Genomic DNA, 20,694 nt, shown 5'->3' with positions numbered 1-20,694 from the left:
ATTATAAACTATTGATTGTGCGAATGATCACTTGGTTGAGCTGAAATTAGTTCAATAAGAAAGAAGGGGTCAACAAACCAACATGGATAGTAAATAAGCAAGATAAAGCAGACATTGATGTCTGTTTTTGTGAGCTTTTTAGGTGTTAGGTTGCAATGTTTTGCTGTATTGAGTCAAAAAAGCGTGAAGATAAGGCGGTTAAGTCAAAATGTTTACATACTAACAATTCTTCATTGCGTGTTGCTCTGTTGACAACCAAGCTCATAATCGCAAAATGCTCTATTAGGTCTTGCGTCTTATATAACGGTATTTCTGCATGAGCAAATCCTTCAATATATCTTCTAAGTTTGCCCCTTCAGGTGATCAACCCGGTGCTATTAATCAGCTGCTTGAGGGATTGGATGCGGGGCTGGCCCACCAGACGCTGCTTGGGGTTACTGGGTCTGGTAAAACTTTTACAGTGGCAAATGTTATTGCCGAGGCTAACCGCCCGACTTTGATTCTGGCACCAAACAAAACTCTGGCTGCGCAGCTTTATGGTGAAATGAAGGAATTTTTTCCTGACAATGCCGTGGAGTATTTTGTTTCTTATTATGACTATTACCAGCCTGAAGCGTATGTCCCGACCACGGATACTTTCATTGAAAAGGATGCGTCGGTGAATGCACATATTGAGCAGATGCGTTTGTCGGCAACCAAAGCACTGATGGAGCGACGTGACGTCATTATTATTGCTTCGGTTTCTGCCATTTATGGTCTGGGTGATCCGGATTCTTACTTGAAGATGATGCTTCATGTTCGTCGTGGTGACATCCTGGATCAGCGAGATATCCTGCGCCGCCTTGCTGAATTGCAATATACCCGTAATGACGTCGCCTTTGAGCGAGGTACGTTCCGTGTTCGCGGAGAGGTGATTGACATCTTCCCGGCAGAATCGGAAAAAGATGCGGTTCGAATTGAGTTGTTTGATGATGAAGTGGATAGCATCAGTACTTTCGATCCTCTGACTGGGGCTATTCACCAGCGTGATCTTCCCCGCTGTACGATTTACCCCAAGACTCACTATGTAACGCCTCGCGAACGTATCCTTGAAGCCATCGATCTCATTAAGGATGAGCTGGTGGTTCGCAGGAAGCAGTTGATGGATAACAATAAGCTGGTCGAAGAGCAGCGTATTGCCCAGCGAACCCAGTTTGATATTGAGATGATGAACGAGCTTGGTTTCTGTTCGGGCATCGAAAACTATTCCCGCTACCTCAGTAGGCGAGCTGAGGGTGAGCCGCCACCAACCTTGTTTGATTATTTGCCGGCGGATGGCCTGCTTATCATTGATGAATCCCATGTCACGGTTTCGCAGATTGGAGCAATGTTCAGGGGGGATCGTTCAAGGAAAGAAAATCTGGTGGATTATGGTTTCCGTTTGCCATCAGCATTGGATAACCGCCCGCTTAAATTTGAAGAATTTGAATCTCTTGCACCGCAGACGATCTATGTTTCAGCAACGCCGGGGACATACGAGGTCGAACAGTCAGGGGGTGAAATTGCTGAGCAGGTGGTGCGTCCGACAGGTTTGCTGGATCCAGAAATAGAGGTTCGTCCTGTAGCAACTCAGGTTGATGATTTATTGTCAGAAATCCGTATTCGCGAAGCAAAAGGTGAGCGGGTTCTGGTGACAACTTTGACCAAACGAATGGCAGAAGACCTGACTGAATATTTGGGTGAGCACGGTGTGAAGGTGCGTTATTTACACTCGGATATTGATACGGTTGAACGTGTTGAAATTATTCGTGATTTGCGACTTGGTGAGTTCGATGTGCTGGTTGGGATCAACCTGTTGCGTGAGGGGCTTGATATGCCTGAAGTGTCGCTGGTGGCGATTCTGGATGCTGATAAAGAAGGCTTCCTTCGTTCAGAACGCTCACTGATCCAGACCATTGGTCGTGCAGCTCGAAACCTTGAAGGTAAGGCGATTTTGTATGCCGACAGGATCACCGGGTCAATGGATCGTGCGATCAATGAAACTAACCGTCGTCGTGAAAAACAGCAAGCCTATAACGAGAAACACGGAATCGTACCACAGGCGTTGAATAAAGCCGTGGCAGATATTATGGAACTGGGACAGTCCGGAAATCGTAAGGTAAATAAAGCAGCTCAGCTTCATAAAGTGGCAGAGCAGAAAGGGACTTACACGACGATGTCACCGCAGCAATTGGAATCGGAAATTCAGAAGCTGGAATCGGACATGTATGATTTTGCACAGAATCTTGAGTTCGAAAAGGCGGCAGAAATTCGCGATAAGATTCATTCGATGCGTGAACAGTTTATCGTCAATAGCTAGGATGGAAGTACGGCTTCCGTATAAGCGGAAGTAACTACCAGTACATTTTTAAATTCAATGAAGACAGTAAGAACTTGCAGCAATCATTCAGATGTTGCGGGTTTTGCTGTCTTTATTAGTTTGAGCATTAGGTTAAGCCTGAATGGCGGTGGGCTTTGGCTTGTTTTTCGCAGGCAAAAAAAAAGCCAACCGATAAGAGGTTCGGTTGGCGTCATTGTTTAAGTGAAAATATTCCACAAACAACGTCAGTTGGCTAGGTTGACTCTCAGGAAAGAGTCGAAATGTATAATGCAGGCACCGTGCCAACTTTTTAAAATAGTGAATTTGCACTTTTTTGCGGCATTCTATGACTAATTTGCCATGTGAACTTTCTCTTTTTGGAAAGTGATTTGCATTTTGCAAATCAATATGCAAATCATAATAGGAGAAATTAGACTGAATTTTCTAATAACAGTTTTTTCCCTATTGTTTACAATTAGTTTAGGGACATGAGCTTCGGAGGGGCAATGGAAAGCAGTCAAAACCAAAGACAAGTATTAATGGTTGAAGATACCGCTTCTGTGGCGGCATTGTACAAATCTTACCTAAACCCTCTTGGATTGATGGTCAACATTGTCGGAACAGGAGCAGATGCACTTGATTTCGTAAAAAAGACTACGCCTGATTTGATTCTGCTGGATCTTCGTTTGCCGGATATGATGGGGATGGATGTCCTGGAAGCTGTGCGTCGTGACCACGGTAATATTCCGGTTGTGATCATGACGGCACACGGTTCGATTGATGTTGCTGTTGAAGCTATGCGTCAGGGGGCCCAAGACTTTCTGATTAAGCCTTGTGAGGCTGATCGCCTTCGTATTACGGTGAATAATGCATTAAAGCAGGAAGAAAAGGCGGCTCAGGAAGGACAGCAATCTAAGCAGGGTGGGGCTCCACAATATCAGGGCTTTATAGGAAACAGTCTGCCTATGCAGGCTGTCTACAGGGTTATCGAATCTGCTGCGTCCAGTAAGGCTACGGTATTCATTACGGGAGAAAGCGGAACAGGTAAAGAAGTCTGTGCAGAAGCAATTCATGCTGCTAGCCCCCGCCATAATAAATCGTTTGTTGCGCTGAACTGTGCGGCGATTCCGAAAGAATTGATTGAAAGTGAGTTGTTTGGTCATGTTAAAGGGGCTTTTACCGGAGCTTCTACTGAACGACAGGGGGCCGTCGAACTAGCAAATAACGGTACTCTGTTTTTAGATGAACTTTGCGAAATGGATTTGGATCTGCAAAGTAAATTACTTCGCTTCATTCAGACAGGCACATATCAGAAGGTAGGTTCATCAAAAACCAGCAAGGTTGATGTCCGCTTTGTTTGTGCGACTAACCGTAATCCGTGGATTGAAGTTCAGGAAGGCAGGTTCCGTGAAGATTTGTACTATCGCCTTCACGTTATTCCTATTTCGTTGCCACCGTTAAGGGATCGGGGAGAAGACGTCATTGAGATAGCTCATGCGCTATTGGCATTGATGTCTGTTGAAGAAGGTAAAAACTTTAGTCGCTTTTCGCCAGAGGTGGTCGATTTGTTCCAGAGGCACAATTGGCCGGGTAACGTGCGTGAATTACAGAACGTAATCCGCAATATTGTAGTGCTTAATACTGGAGAAGAAGTTGCACTGGAGATGGTTCCACCACCAATTAATGGAATTGGCGTTGAAATTGCATCATCCGATAAGAAAATTGCGGAACCGCAAAAAAGTCCGGCTTCTGAAAACGGGTTTTCTCAGAATCAGAAAATCGATAAATCTCAGATCGAACCGCTTTGGGTTGTTGAAAAGCGTGCAATCCAGGCGGCTATTGATGCTTGCGACGGTAACATTCCGCGTGCTGCGGGCTTATTGGAAGTCAGCCCATCGACGATCTACAGAAAATTACAAACCTGGCAGGAAGCAGCAGGTAGTGACAGGGAGACTAAATAAATGGCAATGAGTATTAACGCAGAAACGATTAAGCGCTTAGCTGAAGAAGTTGGTGAGGAAACGGTAACTCTGTTGCTAAATGTTTTCAGTGATGAGTTGGAACAATACTTACGCCAGTTATCAGATCAACCTTCAGTCAGTCAGGTTCGGGAAATCAGTCATGCCATCAAAAGCAGCGCAGCGAGTTTCGGTGCTGATGAACTGGCGGAAATGGCCCAGGAGTGCGAATCTCGCATGAAGCAGGGACAGGATCAGTGGATGAATGACCACCTGCCTGAATTCAGGCAGATGGTGCAGGGGATGGCGAGTCAGTATAAGCAGTTAGCGAGCAACGACGAGCTTATCAACCGCATGCTTTAACTTTTCCCTGTCATGACGCCATTCATGATTGCTTGATGCCAGATCTTCAATGATCTGGTTATATCGGGCAGGTAAATCCTCATGGTGCTTATCGGTGAGGATGCCATCAAGGTGGCGTCCTCCCATTGATCTTTCACACCAGTGAAGCATTGTTTCTAGCGACATCATTCCAGCAGGCCCGTTTTCTTTATCAAGGTTTGTTACAAAGATAATTTTAGCTTTACTGTTTTTTAAAGCCGTTCCCATTTCTTTGAGCAGCAGCGGAGGCATCACGCTAGTCAAAAAGCTGCCCGGACCCAGCAGAATCACATCTGCATTCTCAATGGCTGACACGGCTTCTTTTGTCGCCGGCACGGCTGGCTCAACGTAAAGGCGTTGCGGGATCTCAGCCAGTTCGTCAACGCTGGTCTCACCACAAATAATGTTGCCCTCAGGTGTCATCGCTGCCAAGTCCGCTGGGTGTTCTGACATCGGGACAATTTGAGTCTCCACTTTGAGCATGTCCCGGATCAGATTGATCGCATCTAGCGGTCGGATAGAGAGGTTATCCAGTGCTTTCAGCATCAGATTGCCAAGGTTATGTCCGTTAAGTTCACCAGTACCACGAAAACGATATTCAAAAATCATCGAACCAACAGAAGGCTCAGTAATTAGCTGGTTGATACAGTTTCGCGTGTCTCCCCAGGCAATGCCGCCCTGACAGGCTCGGATCCGTCCGGTTGACCCGCCGTTATCTGTGGTGGTGACAATCCCTGTTACCAGAGAACCGTATTCGGAAAGTGCTGAGAGAATTCGGCCAAGGCCGTGTCCGCCGCCAATGGCAACGATGTTTGCGTTGCAAAGCTCAGTGTTAGAAGCCATAGCCGTTTTGAAAGCTGTTTAATTAAAAGATAGCGCTAAGTTTACCCAGATCATTTGGCTGATTACAAACCAAGGGAAAGAAAGAGTTGATATGGGTCTTCTTTATTATGAGGTTGAAAGAAAAAACCTTCCGGGGAAAGCCGAAAGGTGAACGACAGTGTTTGGCTCTAAAACATTAATGAGTTTCTTGCATGATACTCATTAGGTAGTCGTAAGTATTCTGGCAGCTCGTCGTGTTGATGAGTGCCTGCTTATCACAAGCCGGAACAGGCAAAATCTCCAGCCAGCGCTGACAGAGCCAGCTCAGATTGTTGAACTGCTTTTGTTGATTCAGTTCGTTCAGCTCCGGATGTTTGTTGAACATTTGTTTTAGTTTGTCTGCCAGCTCTTGCTGATCCATTTTGATTTCAACTTCAGGCCAGAGTGGAATACTCTCATATTCTGCAAAAAGAAACCCTTCTGTGTTCTCATGCAAAGTGTGAATGCGGAAGTTCTCATGGCCATAAACGGTGACAATCAGTGAACCATCCTGAGCTGATGTATCGAAATCTTCAATCGTAACTCGGGTACCGATGTGGAAAACATGACTTTCCTTCTCGGCTTCGTCATACATACAAATACCAAAACCGTCGGTTGATGACAGGGCATTTTTGAACACTTCCATCTGTTTTCCGGGGGCAACACGGAGTGGCATTCGTCCACCAGGCAATATATGGCGATGTTGAAATAGTAACGGTATAGACTGTTTCATAATCGGCTCCAACTGTCGTTAATTGTGTCTGGTAATACAGACATTGCAAATGTGGTGCCGACTTTACTTACTCCTCTGTATTTTGATAAATACAGTAAAGCTGATGGTTTATTGAACAGGTTTTTGCATAATGCAAACGGAAATGCATTTTGCACATCTATTTTGCAATTATTTCTGATTTGCAATGATTTTTAATGCGCTATCGCTTGGTAGCAACTCAAGGTGACTCTGTTCATCAAAGTACCATCCTTTGATGAGTCCTTTATCCATCATGTCCCTGAAGCCGCTAATAACCTTTTTGGCCTCTTCGCGGGCGCACCTGGCATCCAGTCCTTCTTCACGCTGCAAATAGAGCGCAATATCATCAATTGTTGCAGATTCGATAATATTGGACATAATACCCCCACACTTAATGGTAATTTTTTGCAATATTCTCATTAGTAGTATTGTCCTGAATTATCCCAAAAGGTAGAATGCGCCACGTTTTTTTTCAGAGAATTGTCAATAAGCCAATTTCTCTGATATTTTATAACCAGTAAGCCGTTATGTATTCGCTTAAAAAATGCTTATACATAGCAGCCATAGCTCCGAGCTTTGCTCACTAAGTTGCAGCCCAGAACATCGGGATGACAATAGGTGTGTTAAGCCAGTGACTATTGTCACCAGGGTCGGTAAAGAAATGCATCGGCCTCCCGTGTTTGGAAAGGTGTCCCGTGGCGAACCAATTTGAAGATAGTTTCCATCGCAAGTTTTATTACTTGCGACTTTCAGTTACAGATGTTTGTAACTTCAAGTGTACCTACTGCTTGCCGGATGGCTATAAGCCTGCGGAAAAGCAAAAACCTTCTTTTCTTTCACTGGAAGAAATTAAGCGCGTAACCGCGGCTTTTGCTGAGTGCGGTACAACCAAGGTGCGTATTACCGGTGGTGAGCCGAGTCTGCGCCGTGATTTTACAGACATTATCCACACCGTGGCGTCCCAGCCTGGTATTAACAAGGTCGCGATGACTACCAACGGTTATCGCATGGCTAAACATGCCCAAGAATGGCGTGATGCCGGCCTTACCAATATCAATGTCAGTGTCGATAGCCTTGATCCTAAGATGTTTTACCAAATCACCGGTGAGAATATGTTCCACCAGGTGATGTCTGGTATTGATGCTGCTTTCGATGCCGGTTTTGAGCAGGTCAAAATCAATACGGTATTGCTCAAGGACCTCAACTCGCAGGAACTGCCAAAGTTTCTTAATTGGATTAAGTCCCGACCAATCCAGTTGCGTTTCATTGAGTTGATGCAGACCGGTGAAATGGACGAGCTATTTAACCGTCATCATGTTTCCGGTGTAAGCATTCGCAATTACCTGATCGCTAATGGTTGGGTGCTAAAAGTGAGACACAAGAACGACGGCCCAGCACAGGTATTTTGTCACCCGGATTATCAGGGTGAGATTGGCTTGATCATGCCTTATGAAAAGAACTTCTGCCAAAGTTGCAATCGCCTGCGTGTTTCGGCGAAAGGTAAGTTGCATCTTTGCTTGTTCGGCGAGCATGGGGTGGATCTGCGTGACTTGCTGGAATCAGACGGGCAGCGTTCTGCACTTATTGATCGTATCCAAAACGGTTTGCAGGAAAAGGCAGTAAGCCACTTCCTTGATGCCGGTGAAACGGGTATGACACCTCACCTCGCTTCAATCGGCGGATAGAACATTACCGCATAGAGCATTTTAAGTCGCTCTATGCGGTTACTCACATTCAAATTCAAGTTTTGGGAGTTGAGGAAGCAGGCCGGCGTTTGTTTAATTCCATGCCTCACCTCAGGAAATAATACAATGAATCAATTCACACATATCAATGCTTCAGGTGAAGCGAACATGGTTGATGTTTCTGCCAAGGCGGAAACAGTTCGTGAAGCTCGTGCAGAAGCCTTTGTTCATATGGCACCGGAAACCTTGGCTCTGATCTTGTCTGGTCAGCACCACAAGGGTGATGTTTTTGCTACGGCTCGTATTGCTGGTATTCAGGCGGCGAAAAAAACCTGGGATCTTATCCCGCTATGTCATCCACTGCTGCTATCTAAGGTGGAAGTTCAGCTGGAAGCGATTGAAGCTGAAAGTAAGGTACGCATTGAATCCTGCTGTAAGCTGGCTGGTAAAACAGGCGTAGAGATGGAAGCATTGACTGCAGCATCTGTTGCTGCACTCACCATTTATGATATGTGTAAGGCTGTTCAGAAAGATATGGTGATTGGTCCTGTTCGTTTGCTTGAGAAAACGGGCGGTAAATCAGGTCATTTTAAGGTGGAAGCATGATTAACGTACTTTTCTTTGCACAGGTAAAAGAGCTGGTGGGTGTTGACCGCCTTGAAGTCAGTGCTGAATTTGATACTGCAGAAGCGCTTCGTGCTCATCTGAGTGAACGTGGCGATAAATGGCAACTGGCTATGGAGCAGGGCAAATTGCTGGTGGCAATTAACCAGACTATTTCTTCGCTGGATAGCAGTATCAAAGATGGCGACGAAGTTGCCTTCTTCCCACCGGTAACTGGAGGCTGATGATGATTTCAGTTCAGTTTGAAGATTTTTCTGTTGCTGATGAATACGCAAAGCTGGCTGAAGGCACTGATGCCGGTGCAGTTGTGACTTTCATTGGCAAAGTACGTGACTTCAATCAGGGTGACTCCGTGACAGGTTTGTCACTGGAACATTATCCGGGGATGACTGAAAAATCTCTGGCAGAGATTGTTGAACAAGCTCGTGAGCGCTGGCCGTTGCTGAAAACCCGTGTTATTCACCGTGTTGGTGATTTAGAACTTGGCGATCAGATTGTATTCGTCGGTGTTACCAGTGCACACCGCGGTGCTGCATTTGAGGCTTGTGAGTTCATTATGGATTACCTGAAAACCCAAGCCCCTTTCTGGAAAAAAGAGCAGACGCCTGAGGAATCACGCTGGGTTGATGCGCGAGAAACAGATACGACTGCAGCTGATCGTTGGAAGTAAATTGACACTGACATCATTCGGGTTGGTGCTGATACCTCTCGATGAACGATCAATCGGGTAGAGATGTGAAGTCTCTACCCGTTTTTATTCTTGGTTTACTATTTTCTTTCAGGCTTATAATCCCCACCTCTTGACTTCGAACCCTCGATTTTAGCTTTGAATGCATATCTTGGCATTCGGACTTCTCTTGTCTATTCGAATATTTATTTGTTGCGAAACTCTCAAAACAAGTTGTTAACATCTTTAGCCCTTATTTATTGGGTGTGTTTTTTCTGCCCAACTGGTTCATTAAAAAAGCAGTGAATAATCTTTCTCTAATATTCGGGTGTTTTTTCATTAGTCTCTGTGTTAGGTTTAAGTTGTAAGCATAAATAGCCGCTGCAAGTGAATGGTTATTGAGTTTGGCGTTATTCGGTGAGAGGAGTGGGATTATGATCAGAAGCGATCGGTTACTCTACGAAATTGCACCAGACGGCTTTGGTGGTAGAAATTGTGAGCCCTGGGAACAGTGGCGTGCGAAGGCACAGGAAATGTTGCCGCATTTTCCCGAGGAAGTATTGAAAGAGTGGGTTTATCGCCACTGGAAAGGAGTATTGAGTAATTGGGGGTGGCTGGATTTTCAGGCAATGACTTTTACTAAGCAGAGCTGGGGCACAGAAGATATCATCAGCAAGATTAAAACTCCGCATGATGATGTTGTTAATTTGTTTGCACGGCGCATGAATAACACGATCTTCCAGCGTAGCTGGTTGGTGCAGAACATGCAGACAAACGGTACCTGGCCAGTAGCACCTATCGTTCTGCACTATGAGCGCGATCTTCACGCGACTAATGGCAGGGTATTACAAGCACCGTTTAACTTGCTGGAAGGACATCATCGCCTTGGTTATTTCAAGAATCTTGCTGAGCAGGGCGGTTACCTGAAAGAGCAACATGATATCTGGCTGGTGAAAATTCCACTGCATTAATTCATTTTGGTGCCAGAGAAAGAGTATTGAGCTACAGAATCAAAGTCATAAAGAAAGGCAGCCAGTTGGCTGCCTTTCTTATTGCTGATTAAGCAAATAGTGTTGAAGTACTTCAGATATAAAAATAGCCCCTGCCGGAGGGGCTATGAGAAGCATTAAAGGTACGAAAAACTACTTGGTACCTTTATGTTCACCTTTGGCTTTGTGTGCCGGAGGCACGTAACCGTGGCGAACACGGGAAGGACTTGGTGGGGGAAAACAACCTGCTGGTCTCATTTTCAACTCTCAAGATGCAACGGAACGGGAACGGAATATCGTTCAGCCCCCCAAATGGTTTGAACCTTTTTTTACTTCAATCAGGCGACTGTTCGATACTGCAAATAGTAGCGTTATTGCTTTGTTATAGATACTTGAAATCTGGCATCAAATGTTTATGTGAAAAGTTAATCTATAAGCGTTTTTTTTATTCGCTTTCGTTATTAAATTGTGAGCGACAGGCGGTTCTTTAGCTTATGTGCCATATTTAAAACCTGACCTGAAAATTCGGGTAGATGTTTCAATTCAGGATATTTATTCATCAGTTGCTTTAATGACAGATTGTTCAATGATTTGTCTCTGTTGTAAGCATGATGAAGCTGAAATGACCTAGGTTAACAGCGGAGGGTTCCATGAAACACAAGCGTGTATCAAATAAAAGAATCAAGCAGATGATGGGTGAAATCAATCATGATGGCTTATTTGATGAAGTGATCAATCCTCATGGTGATGATCAATTAGTTGAGAAAAAACAACAACCTATGGGTAATAGTTCGCCAGAATTTAAGATTGATGATGAAAATAAGTAATTATCATTAATGACAGGATTTCTTCGAAGCGCCCAGTTGTGGGCGCTTTTTTTGTGCCAAATCTTCCATTATGAATCATGTTGTCTATTCTTTGGCGGTGTGTTGCATATTGGTAAACTTTTGTTCTAATAAAATGCTCAAAATCACGATTTTTTGTTTATTTTATTCGTTTTCATGGCTTTTTTGGCGGAAGTTGCTTCATGTGGTAGCTTTTATGACAGATTGAGCTGTCATAAATCGGACATATGGTTGTTTGTTTTGGTATTAAGGGTAATATTAAGCATATTGTCATTTTTTGTAATCGATTTGTGGTAAATTGCTTCAATGCCTGATAATGTTTTGACCAATTCTTCGGTTTGCTTTGTGTTGTTTAGGATTAATGATGCAGAGATTGCTGACACTTTATGCGCCGGCTGAAGAACGTCATGGACGTATCGAATTATGTATTGGAGTTAATGCATGTATAAAAACAAAATTACTCAGGCGCTGTTGATGAGCGCTGGTATGGCCGTTGCAGCAACCTCATTTTCATCTCTTGCTGCTGATGTACCGGCTGGCGTGAAGCTTGCTGCAAAGCAGGAACTTGTTCGCGGTAACGGTACCGAAGTTGCCTCTCTGGATCCTCACAAAACTGAAGGTGTACCAGAATCTAACGTCATTCGTGATCTTCTTGAAGGCTTAGTCAACCAAGACGAAAAAGGCAACACTATCCCTGGTGTTGCTGAAAGCTGGGAAACAACAGATAACCGCACCTTCACTTTCCATCTTCGTAAAGACGCTAAATGGTCGAACGGTGATCCCGTGACCGCTGCGGACTTTGTGTACAGTTTTAAGCGTGCTGTTGATCCGGCTACCGCTTCTCCGTATTCATGGTATCTGGAAATGACTACCATGAAGAATGCAGCAGTAATCGTTGCAGGTAAGGCTGACAAAGAGACTCTTGGTGTAACTGCTGTTGATGATCATACGCTGAAGATTGAGCTAGAGTCTGCAGTTCCATACTTTGTGAAGATGATGGGTCATACAACAGTTAAGCCGGTTAACCGCAAAATTGTTGAAAAGTATGGTAACGACTGGACTAAGCCAGAGCACTTCGTTGGTAACGGAGCTTATGTTCTTGATAAATGGGTTGTGAATGAGCGTATTGTTCTGAAACGTAACCCAATGTACTGGGACAATGACAAGACAGTTATCAACCAGGTAACTTACTTGCCGATTGAAAACCAGGTTGCAGAAATGAATCGCTTCCTGGCCGGTGAGATTGATATCACTAACGAGCTACCGAATGAACACTTCCGCCGTTTGCAGAAGGAACATCCGGAATACGTGAGTATTGTCGGTAACCTTTGTTCTTATTATTACGGCTTCAACAATGTGAAAGCGCCGTTTAATGATGTTCGTGTTCGTAAAGCTCTGTCATATGCGATTGACCGAGACATTATTACGAAAGCTCTGTTGGGCCAGGGCCAGAAGTCGGGTTATTTTCTGACTCCTGAAATCACAGCTAACTTTAATCCTGTGATGCCAGATTACGGCAAGATGACTCAGAAAGAGCGTAATGCCAAAGCAAAAGAGTTGTTAGACGAAGCCGGTTTCAACAGAGGCAATCCGCTGGAGTTTACACTGCTGTATAACACCTCTGAAAACCACAAGAAGATTGCAGTAGCCATTGCTTCTATGTGGAAGAAGAATCTTGGTGTTACAGCGAACCTGGAAAACCAGGAGTGGAAAACGTACCTGGATAACCGCCGCCAGGGTAACTTCGACGTAACCCGAGCTGGTTGGTGTGGTGACTACAATGAGGCGTCCAGCTTCCTGTCTCTGATGCAGAGTAATAACAGCTCCAACGATCCAAAGTACACCAGCAAGGCATACGACGACATTATGGCGAAAGCGCTTAGCTCAACTTCTGACAGTGAGCGTGAGAAGCTGTATAGCAAGGCTGAGCAACAGCTTGCCAAGGATATGCCAATTGCCCCTATCTACCAGTATGTTAAGGCTCGCTTAGTTAACCCTAAGGTTGGTGGTTTCCCTGCCAATAACGCCGAAGACAAACTGTATTCAAAAGATATGTATATTAAGGCTGACTAAGAAGCAGCTGAAAAATAAATTAAGCGCTGCTCCCGGGATGGGGGCAGTGCTGGTTGTTTGTATCTTTTTGATACTGACAACACCCTAACTGTCACAGACTGAAATATAAACGGTGTAGTTTATGATTAAATTCATCGCAAAACGGATTTTTGAAGCAATACCAACTTTGTTGGTATTAATAACAATTTCCTTTTTCCTGATGCGTTTCGCACCAGGTAATCCTTTCTCCAGCGAGCGCCCGCTGCCGCCGGAAGTTATGGCAAATATCGAAGCCAAGTATGGTCTTGATAAGCCTGTTTTTGAGCAGTACACAACTTACCTTGGCAATATTGTCCAGGGTGATTTTGGCCCGTCATTCAAATATAAAGATTTCACTGTAAATGAACTGGTTTCAAAAGCTTTGCCTGTATCGGCGAAGATCGGTTTCTTTGCATTTATCTTTGCTTTGGTTATGGGGGTGACAGTCGGAACTCTGGCGGCCTTGAAGCAAAATAGTTGGCTGGACTATACCATTATGTCGACGGCCATGGCCGGGGTGGTGATGCCCTCATTTATACTTGCTCCGGTTCTGATTTATATCTTCTCAATCAATCTTGGCTGGTTGCCTGCCGGTGGTTGGAACGATGGCTCGGTTAAATATATGCTGTTGCCGATGTTTGGTATGTCGCTGCTTTACGTGGCCACCTTTGCCCGTATCACCCGTGGTAGCATGATTGAAACCTTGAACAGTAACTTTATCCGTACTGCTCGCGCGAAGGGCCTGAGTTACCCTTACATCATCATCAAACATGCGCTTAAGCCTGCTTTGCTACCTGTTGTTTCATACATGGGCCCGGCTTTCGTCGGTATCATCACCGGTTCGGTTGTTATTGAAACCATCTTTGGTCTGCCGGGGATCGGTAAATTATTTGTTAACGCCGCCTTTAACCGTGATTACTCACTGGTTCTTGGTATCACCATTCTTATCGGTACGCTGACCATTATTTTCAACGCAGTCGTTGATATTGTGCTTGCGTACATTGATCCGAAGATTCGTTACTAGGAGGCCTGACAAATGATGCTTACAAAAAAAGATAGTGTGAAGGCCGTAGAGAAATTTTCAGAACAACTGGAAATTGAAGGCCGCAGCCTGTGGCAAGATGCGCGCATTCGTTTTATGCGAAATAAAGCCGCGATGTTCAGCCTGGCTATTCTGTTCCTGATCACACTGGCGGTTATCTTCGGCCCGATGTTCAGCTCTTATGCGTTTGATGATACCGATTGGTATGCTTTGCACGCAGCACCGAGTTTTGGTCCTGAAGGCCACTTATTTGGTACCGACAGTCTTGGTCGTGACCTGTATACCCGTACCCTTGTTGGTGGTCGTATTTCCCTGATGGTGGGTATTCTTGGTGCGCTGGTTGCCGTAGTAATCGGTACATTATATGGTGCGACTTCTGGTTTTATCGGTGGCCGAACCGACCGCATTATGATGCGTCTTCTGGAGATCCTTTACTCCATTCCTTTCATGTTCTTCGTTATTGTTCTGGTAACTTTCTTTGGCCGTAACATCATGTTGATCTTCGTAGCGATCGGTGCGATTTCATGGTTGGATATGGCGCGTATCGTTCGTGGTCAGACATTGTCACTGCGCAGTAAGGAATTCATTGAAGCAGCCCATGTTTCCGGCGTAAGCCGCTGGCGTATCATTACCCGCCATATCGTACCGAACGTGCTTGGTATTGTTGCTGTGTACTCAACCCTACTTGTACCGGCGATGATCCTGACAGAATCATTCCTGAGTTTCCTTGGCCTTGGTGTTCAGGAGCCTATGACTAGCTGGGGCGCATTGCTTCAGGAAGGCTCTCAGACTATGGAGGTTGCAATCTGGCAGCTATTGTTCCCTGCTGCATTTATGGTCGTAACCCTGTTCTGCTTTAACTATGTGGGTGACGGTTTGCGTGATGCACTGGATCCAAAAGACAGATAAGGACAAGTAGTTCTTTAGCTCACAGTGGTTAGCAATACGCTGAGGGCTAAAGGCGAAACGTTATAAGGAAGTATTATGAGCTTATTAGATGTCAAAGATCTACGCGTAGAATTTAAAACACAAGACGGTATCGTCACCGCGGTTAACGATCTGAATTTTTCCCTGAAACGCGGGGAAACCTTAGGTATTGTTGGTGAATCTGGTTCTGGTAAAAGCCAGACTGTATTCTCCATTATGGGGCTGCTGGCCAAAAACGGCATGATTAGTGGCAGCGCTAAGTTTGAAGGTCGTGAAATCCTTAATCTGCCGGAAAAGGAACTGAATAAGATTCGTGCTGAGCAGATCGCGATGATTTTCCAGGATCCGATGACTTCTCTCAATCCATACATGAAGGTGAGTGATCAGCTAATGGAAGTGCTGATGCTGCACAAGGGTATGGGTAAGACAGAAGCATTTGAAGAGAGCGTCCGTATGCTTGAGGCGGTGAAAATCCCTGAAGCACGCAAGCGTATTTCAATGTATCCCCACGAATTTTCCGGCGGTATGCGTCAGCGCGTGATGATTGCGATGGCACTGCTTTGTCGTCCGAAACTTCTGATTGCCGATGAGCCAACAACTGCCCTTGATGTGACTGTACAGGCTCAGATCATGGAGTTGCTTAACGAGCTAAAGAGCGACTTTAATACCTCGATCATTATGATCACTCACGATCTCGGTGTTGTTGCCGGTAGCTGTGACAAAGTACTGGTGATGTATGCCGGTCGTACGATGGAGTACGGTAAAATCGATGAGATTTTCTATAAGCCGTCCCACCCATATACAGAAGGCCTGTTGAAAGCTATTCCACGTCTGGATACCGAAGGCGAAGAACTGCCAACTATCCCAGGTAACCCGCCTAACTTGCTGCATCTGCCTGTTGGTTGTCCTTATCAGGAGCGCTGCCATAGGGTGTCGAGTCGATGTAAGCAGGAAGCACCTGTGCTGCAGGGGTTTGCTGACGGTCGTTTACGTGCGTGTTTTTCTGATATGGGGGCGTTGTAATGGAAGCACAGAAAAAATTATTGCTGGACGTTAAGGATTTGAAAGTCCACTTCGATATCGCTCAGAAGTCAGCATGGCCGTGGACAAAACCCCTGAAACTGAAAGCGGTTGATGGTGTTGATATTCGTCTTTATGAGGGGGAAACCCTGGGCGTGGTGGGTGAGTCCGGTTGTGGTAAGTCGACCTTTGCCCGTGCTGTAATTGGCCTGGTTGAAGCAACAGATGGTGATGTGGTTTGGCTTGGTCAGGATTTGACGAAGCTCAGCCATGCCGGTATGCGCGAGAAACGTAAAGAAATCCAGATGATTTTCCAGGATCCGCTGGCATCGCTGAACCCGCGTATGACGGTAGGTGAAATTATCGCCGAGCCTTTGAAGTCCTTTTATCCGGAAATGTCTGCAGATGAAGTGAAGCAGCAGGTTAAAGGAATGATGGCGAAAGTGGGCTTGTTGCCAAACGTGATTAACCGTTACCCACACGAGTTTTCCGGTGGTCAGTGTCAGCGTATTGGTATCGCCCGAGCTTTGATCCTGAAGCCGAAACTGGTGATTTGTGATGAACCTGTTTCAGCACTTGATGTGTCTATCCAGGCTCAGGTAGTTAACCTGCTTAAATCGCTACAGAAAGAAATGGGCCTGAGCCTTATCTTCATTGCACACGATTTGTCGGTTGTTAAGCACATATCAGATCGCGTTTTGGTTATGTACCTGGGTAATGCGGTTGAATTGGGTGAAGGTGATGCGCTGTTTGCTGAGCCTAAGCACCCATATACCAAGGCATTGATGTCAGCAGTGCCGATTCCGGATCCGGCTCTTGAGCGCAAGAAAGAAATAGAGTTGTTGGAAGGCGAGTTACCATCTCCGATGAATCCGCCATCTGGCTGTGTATTCAGAACTCGTTGCTCTCAGGCATCTGCGGGTTGTGCAGAGAAAAAGCCACAGCTTCTGGGTAATGACGTTCACTCTGTTGCCTGTCTGAATGTACATTAATTCAAGCCTGTGACAGGCTTAAAGCGCGGTGTAAAAGCCGCGCTTTTTTTTGCTTGGTTATTCCGTTTGGGAATGGGATTGGTGTGGGTTATTCGACAGGGTACCAGTAACCAAGGTTGATAAGCTGAGTCAGCAGAGCCATAAAGGCCGGGTGATCCAGCTGCTTACCTAGCAGCTCACGGGTTATCTGTTCCTCATCGCACAGATAACCTGCCGCGTGGCCGCATTCAGGTGGTAGTTCAAAACGCTCTCCGTTGATATAAAGAATATGGGGCTGTTCCGGATAATAGAAAGCACGTAGGCCACCAAGGCGCTTGATGATTTCCCCCTCTTCAAGGAACTGGTAAGTTTCACTGATCTGCCATGGCGGTTCCGCGGAAATGATATCCAGTTCGTGGCGACTATTGCTGAGGTATTCCCCCATCCACTGTTTCAGTCTTTCTGGTTCATCAAGCAGACTGCGCATCATTCCTTCAAGAGCCCGGTATTCTGTATCAAGGATTGCACCACTGTTTTCTCGAGCTGGTAAATCCGGGTTGTGGTAGTGGGAATCGCCTATCTCGTTGGCAATAACAAAGTCAGCAAAACTGCTCAGAAGCTCTTGTTTTTTCGGTGAACGGAAGCCAACAGAGAAACTCATTGAGGTTTCGATTGCGTAACCATCATGTGGGAAGCCTGGTGGGATATATAGGATATCGCCGGGCTCAAGCGTTTCATTAATGATTGACTCAAAGTCTTCTATTTGGCGTAGAGCAGGATGCCGACACTTTTCTTCGTAATCATCTGATTTAGGTCCGACGCGCCAGTGGCGCTTACCTGACCCCTGAATGATGAATACATCATACTGGTCGATATGAGGACCAACGCCGCCACCGGGAGTGGAGTAACTGATCATCAGATCGTCAAGCAGCCAGTTTGGCAACTGGCGGAAAGGTGTAACAAGGCGAGCTGCGCCTTCATGCCAGTGGTTTGCAGCTTGGACAACGAAAGACCAGTTATTTTCTGGTACCTTATCGAAGGTTAACGGCCCGTGGTGTACATCCCACTCGTCACCGCGCTTGGCGATATAACGGGAATCGACTTCTTCTTCCATTGCCAGACCAGCCAATTCGTCGGGGCTGATAGGATCGACAAAATCATTAAATCCTCCTCTAATAATGGTCGGTTTTTTCTGCCAGTACTCGGCAAGGAATTCTTCAAATGAAAAAGTCAGCTGATACATATAGTCATTATTGTTGTTGAGCATTGCCGCGATTATAGCGCATTACTTACTAACCGTATTGGTACTTGCTGGTGGCTGTTATTTTGAAACAAGGGGGAAGGGCTGCGTTTGAGGCAATAAAAAGGCCGACATGATGCCGGCCTTGGATAATTCATGACGTTTATGCTTTACAGCTTGTCAGTCAGCTTCACTGCATCACCGATGTAGTTAGCTGGCGTCATCTCTTTCAGACGGGTCTTCTCGTGCTCAGGAAGCTCTAGGCCGTCGATGAAGTTACGCATGCCCTCACCGTCAACACGCTTACCGCGAGTCAGTTCTTTCAGTTTCTCGTATGGTTTTTCGATACCGTAGCGACGCATTACTGTTTGTACAGGCTCAGCCAGTACTTCCCAGTTTTTGTCTAGCTCAGCCTCAAGTGCAGCCTGGTTAACTTCCAGCTTGCTGATACCTTTCAGAGTTGAAGTGTAAGCAATGATAGCGTAGCCACAACCCACACCCAGGTTACGAAGCACTGTTGAGTCAGTCAGGTCACGCTGCCAGCGTGAAACAGGTAGCTTCTGTGCAAGGTGAGCAAAGATAGCGTTAGCCAGACCCAGGTTACCTTCAGAGTTTTCGAAGTCGATTGGGTTCACTTTGTGCGGCATAGTTGAAGAGCCGATTTCACCGGCAATTGTCTTCTGCTTAAAGTGGCCCAGTGCGATGTAGCCCCATACGTCACGGTCGAAGTCCAGCAGGATAGTGTTGAAGCGTGCAATAGCATCAAACAGTTCAGCGATGTAATCGTGTGGTTCGATCTGGGTTGTGTACGGGTTCCAAGTCACACCAAGAGATTCAGTGATGAACTCTTCGCTGAATTGGTGCCAGTCAATATCTGGGTAAGCAGAAAGGTGTGCGTTGTAGTTGCCAACAGCACCGTTGATTTTCGCTAGAATTTCAACGTTTTTGATTTGCTTGAATTGACGCTCCATACGGTATGCAACGTTTGCCATTTCTTTACCCATTGTTGATGGGGAAGCTGGCTGACCGTGGGTACGAGAAAGCAGAGGTACTTCGCGGTATTCGTTTGCCAGAGCTTTAATTGCATCGATGACGTTGCGGATTTCAGGCAGGATTACTGTCTCACGTGCTTCGTGCAGCATGAGTGCATGGGAAGTATTGTTGATATCTTCAGATGTACATGCAAAGTGAATGAATTCGTTCACTGCGTGTAGTTCTGGTACTTCTGCAACTTTTTCTTTCAGGAAGTATTCAACAGCTTTTACGTCGTGGTTAGTTGTGCGCTCGATTGCTTTGATTCGAAGCGCATCTTCTTCACTAAACTCAGCAGCAATACGGTCAAGGAACGCGTTTGCTTCGTCGCTGAATGCAGGAACTTCCACGATAGCATCAGTAGCAGCCAGTTTTTGTAGCCAGCGGATTTCAACGATGGTGCGGTACTTAAGCAGGCCGAATTCGCTGAAGATGCTGCGAAGTACACTTGTTTTACTTCCGTAGCGACCGTCTACCGGGGAAACAGCAGTCAATGCTGACAGTTCCATGTTGCTCTCTCCTGATTAATTAGAGGGTTAATACAATGTGTTACAAAATCGCCGGGCTGTATCTGTAAAAGGTTTACGACACAGGCAGGGCGACAAAAATGAACATGCCGGATAAGGGCAGGATCAATTAAAAAGGTTAGCAGCGGGCCAGCAGGATTTTGGCTTGCTCGACCATCTGCTTGCGACCAAAGATCAGGTGACGACGTTTACCGCCAACCTGACGCCACAGTACTGCTGAGCGAATAGCAGCCAGCAGCAGGGCTCGCACTTTATGCTGAACGCTTTGCTGCTGCAGGTGCGCCGGTGTGCCTGTAACCTGGATACGAGGTCCCAGCGGGCTGATGATATCAAGGTAAATGCTGGCCAGGTTGCTGATCATTTGGTCTTCAAGCAGCTCGAAGTGATCAACCTGACGTTTCGCCGTATCAATTCGGTCACCCAGTTGTGCCATGCTGTCACGACGGCTGGACAACTTACGTTCCAGTGCCATAACGCTGACCAGGTAACGCGTAATTTCATTGCCAGACGGTGTATTGTCGATTTCGTCTGACAGCGTTTCCAGGCCAATGCGCAAATTCGATTCGCTACCGAAAATTTCCAGGGTATTTGCCGGGTCAGTAACAAGAATACTGTTAAGGCAAGCGTCCAGCGCATCGTTGTCACAGTGGCCGTCGCGGGCCACTTTCTGGACAAGTTTTACTGCCTGGCAAATACCTGCAAATGCGATAGTACGGTCATATAAAGTGTGTGCCACGTGCGACAA

General features: G+C 45.9%; 20 protein-coding genes and 1 riboswitch. Of the genes, 14 read left to right on the top strand and 6 right to left on the bottom strand.

All coding sequences use genetic code 11. The features are described from left to right. Positions 1 to 316: 316 nt before the first annotated feature. From uvrB to C942_RS15580, 3 genes are all read left to right on the top strand, one after another. On the top strand, positions 317 to 2,338 hold the full coding sequence (gene uvrB / locus C942_RS15590) for an excinuclease ABC subunit UvrB (protein ID WP_007467334.1): 2,022 nt from the start codon (positions 317 to 319) through the stop codon (positions 2,336 to 2,338). Between the two features lie 506 nt (positions 2,339 to 2,844). Further along, positions 2,845 to 4,299 (top strand): quorum-sensing sigma-54 dependent transcriptional regulator LuxO, encoded by a 1,455-nt coding sequence (luxO, locus tag C942_RS15585; RefSeq protein WP_007467333.1) that lies wholly within the window; start codon positions 2,845 to 2,847, stop codon positions 4,297 to 4,299. Next, a complete protein-coding gene (locus tag C942_RS15580; RefSeq protein ID WP_007467331.1) occupies positions 4,300 to 4,659 on the top strand; it encodes an Hpt domain-containing protein in 360 nt (119 codons plus the stop codon). Here C942_RS15580 and yvcK read toward each other — a convergent pair. From yvcK to C942_RS15565, 3 genes are all read right to left on the bottom strand, one after another. After that, positions 4,621 to 5,520 carry a uridine diphosphate-N-acetylglucosamine-binding protein YvcK gene (yvcK, locus tag C942_RS15575; protein WP_007467329.1) on the bottom strand — a complete coding sequence of 300 codons (900 nt, stop codon included), beginning with the start codon at positions 5,518 to 5,520 and terminating at the stop codon, positions 4,621 to 4,623. The two genes, C942_RS15580 and yvcK, sit on opposite strands and share 39 nt — an antisense overlap. Positions 5,521 to 5,695: 175 nt before the next feature. After that, positions 5,696 to 6,271 carry an LON peptidase substrate-binding domain-containing protein gene (locus C942_RS15570; protein WP_036800415.1) on the bottom strand — a complete coding sequence of 192 codons (576 nt, stop codon included), beginning with the start codon at positions 6,269 to 6,271 and terminating at the stop codon, positions 5,696 to 5,698. A gap of 168 nt (positions 6,272 to 6,439) precedes the next feature. Further along, positions 6,440 to 6,667, bottom strand: coding sequence for a hypothetical protein (locus C942_RS15565; protein ID WP_007467325.1), 228 nt, complete (start codon positions 6,665 to 6,667; stop codon positions 6,440 to 6,442). 177 nt (positions 6,668 to 6,844) lie between these two features. Then, positions 6,845 to 6,996: riboswitch (molybdenum cofactor riboswitch) on the top strand. On the opposite strand from C942_RS15565, the gene moaA reads away from it, so the two are divergent. The 11 genes from moaA to oppF all read left to right on the top strand — a co-directional run bounded on the left by moaA (position 6,985) and on the right by oppF (position 17,171). After that, positions 6,985 to 7,974, top strand: coding sequence for a GTP 3',8-cyclase MoaA (gene moaA, locus C942_RS15560; protein WP_007467323.1), 990 nt, complete (start codon positions 6,985 to 6,987; stop codon positions 7,972 to 7,974). Its footprint overlaps the riboswitch before it by 12 nt. 126 nt (positions 7,975 to 8,100) lie before the next feature. Next, the gene (moaC, locus tag C942_RS15555) at positions 8,101 to 8,580 is read left to right on the top strand and encodes a cyclic pyranopterin monophosphate synthase MoaC (protein WP_007467322.1); all 480 of its coding nucleotides are present in this window, start codon (positions 8,101 to 8,103) and stop codon (positions 8,578 to 8,580) included. Further along, positions 8,577 to 8,822, top strand: coding sequence for a molybdopterin synthase sulfur carrier subunit (gene moaD, locus C942_RS15550; RefSeq protein ID WP_007467320.1), 246 nt, complete (start codon positions 8,577 to 8,579; stop codon positions 8,820 to 8,822). The genes moaC and moaD overlap by 4 nt, the downstream gene beginning before the upstream one ends. Positions 8,823 to 8,824: 2 nt before the next feature. Further along, complete coding sequence (moaE, locus tag C942_RS15545; RefSeq protein WP_036800412.1) at positions 8,825 to 9,268, top strand: molybdopterin synthase catalytic subunit MoaE; 444 nt, start codon at positions 8,825 to 8,827, stop codon at positions 9,266 to 9,268. A 431-nt stretch (positions 9,269 to 9,699) separates the two neighbouring features. Then, entirely contained in the window at positions 9,700 to 10,236 is a 537-nt protein-coding gene (locus tag C942_RS15540; RefSeq protein ID WP_007467317.1) for a hypothetical protein, read from the top strand. A 668-nt stretch (positions 10,237 to 10,904) separates the two neighbouring features. Continuing rightward, positions 10,905 to 11,081, top strand: coding sequence for a hypothetical protein (locus tag C942_RS24935; RefSeq protein ID WP_007467313.1), 177 nt, complete (start codon positions 10,905 to 10,907; stop codon positions 11,079 to 11,081). A 459-nt stretch (positions 11,082 to 11,540) separates the two neighbouring features. Further along, positions 11,541 to 13,172: an ABC transporter substrate-binding protein gene (locus C942_RS15535; RefSeq protein WP_007467310.1), complete on the top strand. Its 1,632-nt coding sequence runs from the start codon at positions 11,541 to 11,543 to the stop codon at positions 13,170 to 13,172. A gap of 121 nt (positions 13,173 to 13,293) precedes the next feature. Next, positions 13,294 to 14,214: an oligopeptide ABC transporter permease OppB gene (gene oppB / locus C942_RS15530; protein WP_007467309.1), complete on the top strand. Its 921-nt coding sequence runs from the start codon at positions 13,294 to 13,296 to the stop codon at positions 14,212 to 14,214. Positions 14,215 to 14,229: 15 nt separating this feature from the next. Continuing rightward, complete coding sequence (gene oppC, locus C942_RS15525) at positions 14,230 to 15,141, top strand: oligopeptide ABC transporter permease OppC (RefSeq protein WP_036800490.1); 912 nt, start codon at positions 14,230 to 14,232, stop codon at positions 15,139 to 15,141. Positions 15,142 to 15,216: 75 nt separating this feature from the next. Then, the gene (gene oppD, locus C942_RS15520; protein WP_007467305.1) at positions 15,217 to 16,182 is read left to right on the top strand and encodes an ABC transporter ATP-binding protein; all 966 of its coding nucleotides are present in this window, start codon (positions 15,217 to 15,219) and stop codon (positions 16,180 to 16,182) included. Next, the gene (gene oppF, locus C942_RS15515) at positions 16,182 to 17,171 is read left to right on the top strand and encodes a murein tripeptide/oligopeptide ABC transporter ATP binding protein OppF (protein WP_007467302.1); all 990 of its coding nucleotides are present in this window, start codon (positions 16,182 to 16,184) and stop codon (positions 17,169 to 17,171) included. Before oppD ends, oppF begins: the two co-directional genes overlap by 1 nt. Before the next feature lie 88 nt (positions 17,172 to 17,259). Here the strand turns inward: oppF and C942_RS15510 are convergent, their stop codons facing one another. The 3 genes from C942_RS15510 to hflD all read right to left on the bottom strand — a co-directional run bounded on the left by C942_RS15510 (position 17,260) and on the right by hflD (position 20,685). Next, complete coding sequence (locus C942_RS15510; protein ID WP_036800487.1) at positions 17,260 to 18,393, bottom strand: ribosomal protein uL16 3-hydroxylase; 1,134 nt, start codon at positions 18,391 to 18,393, stop codon at positions 17,260 to 17,262. 167 nt (positions 18,394 to 18,560) lie between these two features. Continuing rightward, positions 18,561 to 19,931 (bottom strand): adenylosuccinate lyase, encoded by a 1,371-nt coding sequence (purB, locus tag C942_RS15505; protein WP_007467298.1) that lies wholly within the window; start codon positions 19,929 to 19,931, stop codon positions 18,561 to 18,563. Between the two features lie 136 nt (positions 19,932 to 20,067). After that, positions 20,068 to 20,685 carry a high frequency lysogenization protein HflD gene (gene hflD / locus C942_RS15500; protein WP_007467295.1) on the bottom strand — a complete coding sequence of 206 codons (618 nt, stop codon included), beginning with the start codon at positions 20,683 to 20,685 and terminating at the stop codon, positions 20,068 to 20,070. Positions 20,686 to 20,694 lie beyond the last annotated feature (9 nt).

The sequence above is a fragment of the Photobacterium marinum genome (assembly GCF_000331515.1).
Taxonomy (GTDB): Bacteria; Pseudomonadota; Gammaproteobacteria; order Enterobacterales; family Vibrionaceae; genus Photobacterium; species Photobacterium marinum.
This window is presented reverse-complemented; position numbering and strand designations above follow the sequence as displayed.

Coding starts and splice junctions, on each gene's coding strand:
- uvrB (WP_007467334.1), top strand. CDS start 317: ATGAGCAAATCCTTCAATATATCTTCTAAGTTTGCCCCTTCAGGTGAT.
- luxO (WP_007467333.1), top strand. CDS start 2,845: ATGGAAAGCAGTCAAAACCAAAGACAAGTATTAATGGTTGAAGATACC.
- C942_RS15580 (WP_007467331.1), top strand. CDS start 4,300: ATGGCAATGAGTATTAACGCAGAAACGATTAAGCGCTTAGCTGAAGAA.
- yvcK (WP_007467329.1), bottom strand. CDS start 5,520: ATGGCTTCTAACACTGAGCTTTGCAACGCAAACATCGTTGCCATTGGC.
- C942_RS15570 (WP_036800415.1), bottom strand. CDS start 6,271: ATGAAACAGTCTATACCGTTACTATTTCAACATCGCCATATATTGCCT.
- C942_RS15565 (WP_007467325.1), bottom strand. CDS start 6,667: ATGTCCAATATTATCGAATCTGCAACAATTGATGATATTGCGCTCTAT.
- moaC (WP_007467322.1), top strand. CDS start 8,101: ATGAATCAATTCACACATATCAATGCTTCAGGTGAAGCGAACATGGTT.
- moaD (WP_007467320.1), top strand. CDS start 8,577: ATGATTAACGTACTTTTCTTTGCACAGGTAAAAGAGCTGGTGGGTGTT.
- moaE (WP_036800412.1), top strand. CDS start 8,825: ATGATTTCAGTTCAGTTTGAAGATTTTTCTGTTGCTGATGAATACGCA.
- C942_RS15540 (WP_007467317.1), top strand. CDS start 9,700: ATGATCAGAAGCGATCGGTTACTCTACGAAATTGCACCAGACGGCTTT.
- C942_RS24935 (WP_007467313.1), top strand. CDS start 10,905: ATGAAACACAAGCGTGTATCAAATAAAAGAATCAAGCAGATGATGGGT.
- C942_RS15535 (WP_007467310.1), top strand. CDS start 11,541: ATGTATAAAAACAAAATTACTCAGGCGCTGTTGATGAGCGCTGGTATG.
- oppB (WP_007467309.1), top strand. CDS start 13,294: ATGATTAAATTCATCGCAAAACGGATTTTTGAAGCAATACCAACTTTG.
- oppC (WP_036800490.1), top strand. CDS start 14,230: ATGCTTACAAAAAAAGATAGTGTGAAGGCCGTAGAGAAATTTTCAGAA.
- oppD (WP_007467305.1), top strand. CDS start 15,217: ATGAGCTTATTAGATGTCAAAGATCTACGCGTAGAATTTAAAACACAA.
- oppF (WP_007467302.1), top strand. CDS start 16,182: ATGGAAGCACAGAAAAAATTATTGCTGGACGTTAAGGATTTGAAAGTC.
- C942_RS15510 (WP_036800487.1), bottom strand. CDS start 18,393: ATGTATCAGCTGACTTTTTCATTTGAAGAATTCCTTGCCGAGTACTGG.
- purB (WP_007467298.1), bottom strand. CDS start 19,931: ATGGAACTGTCAGCATTGACTGCTGTTTCCCCGGTAGACGGTCGCTAC.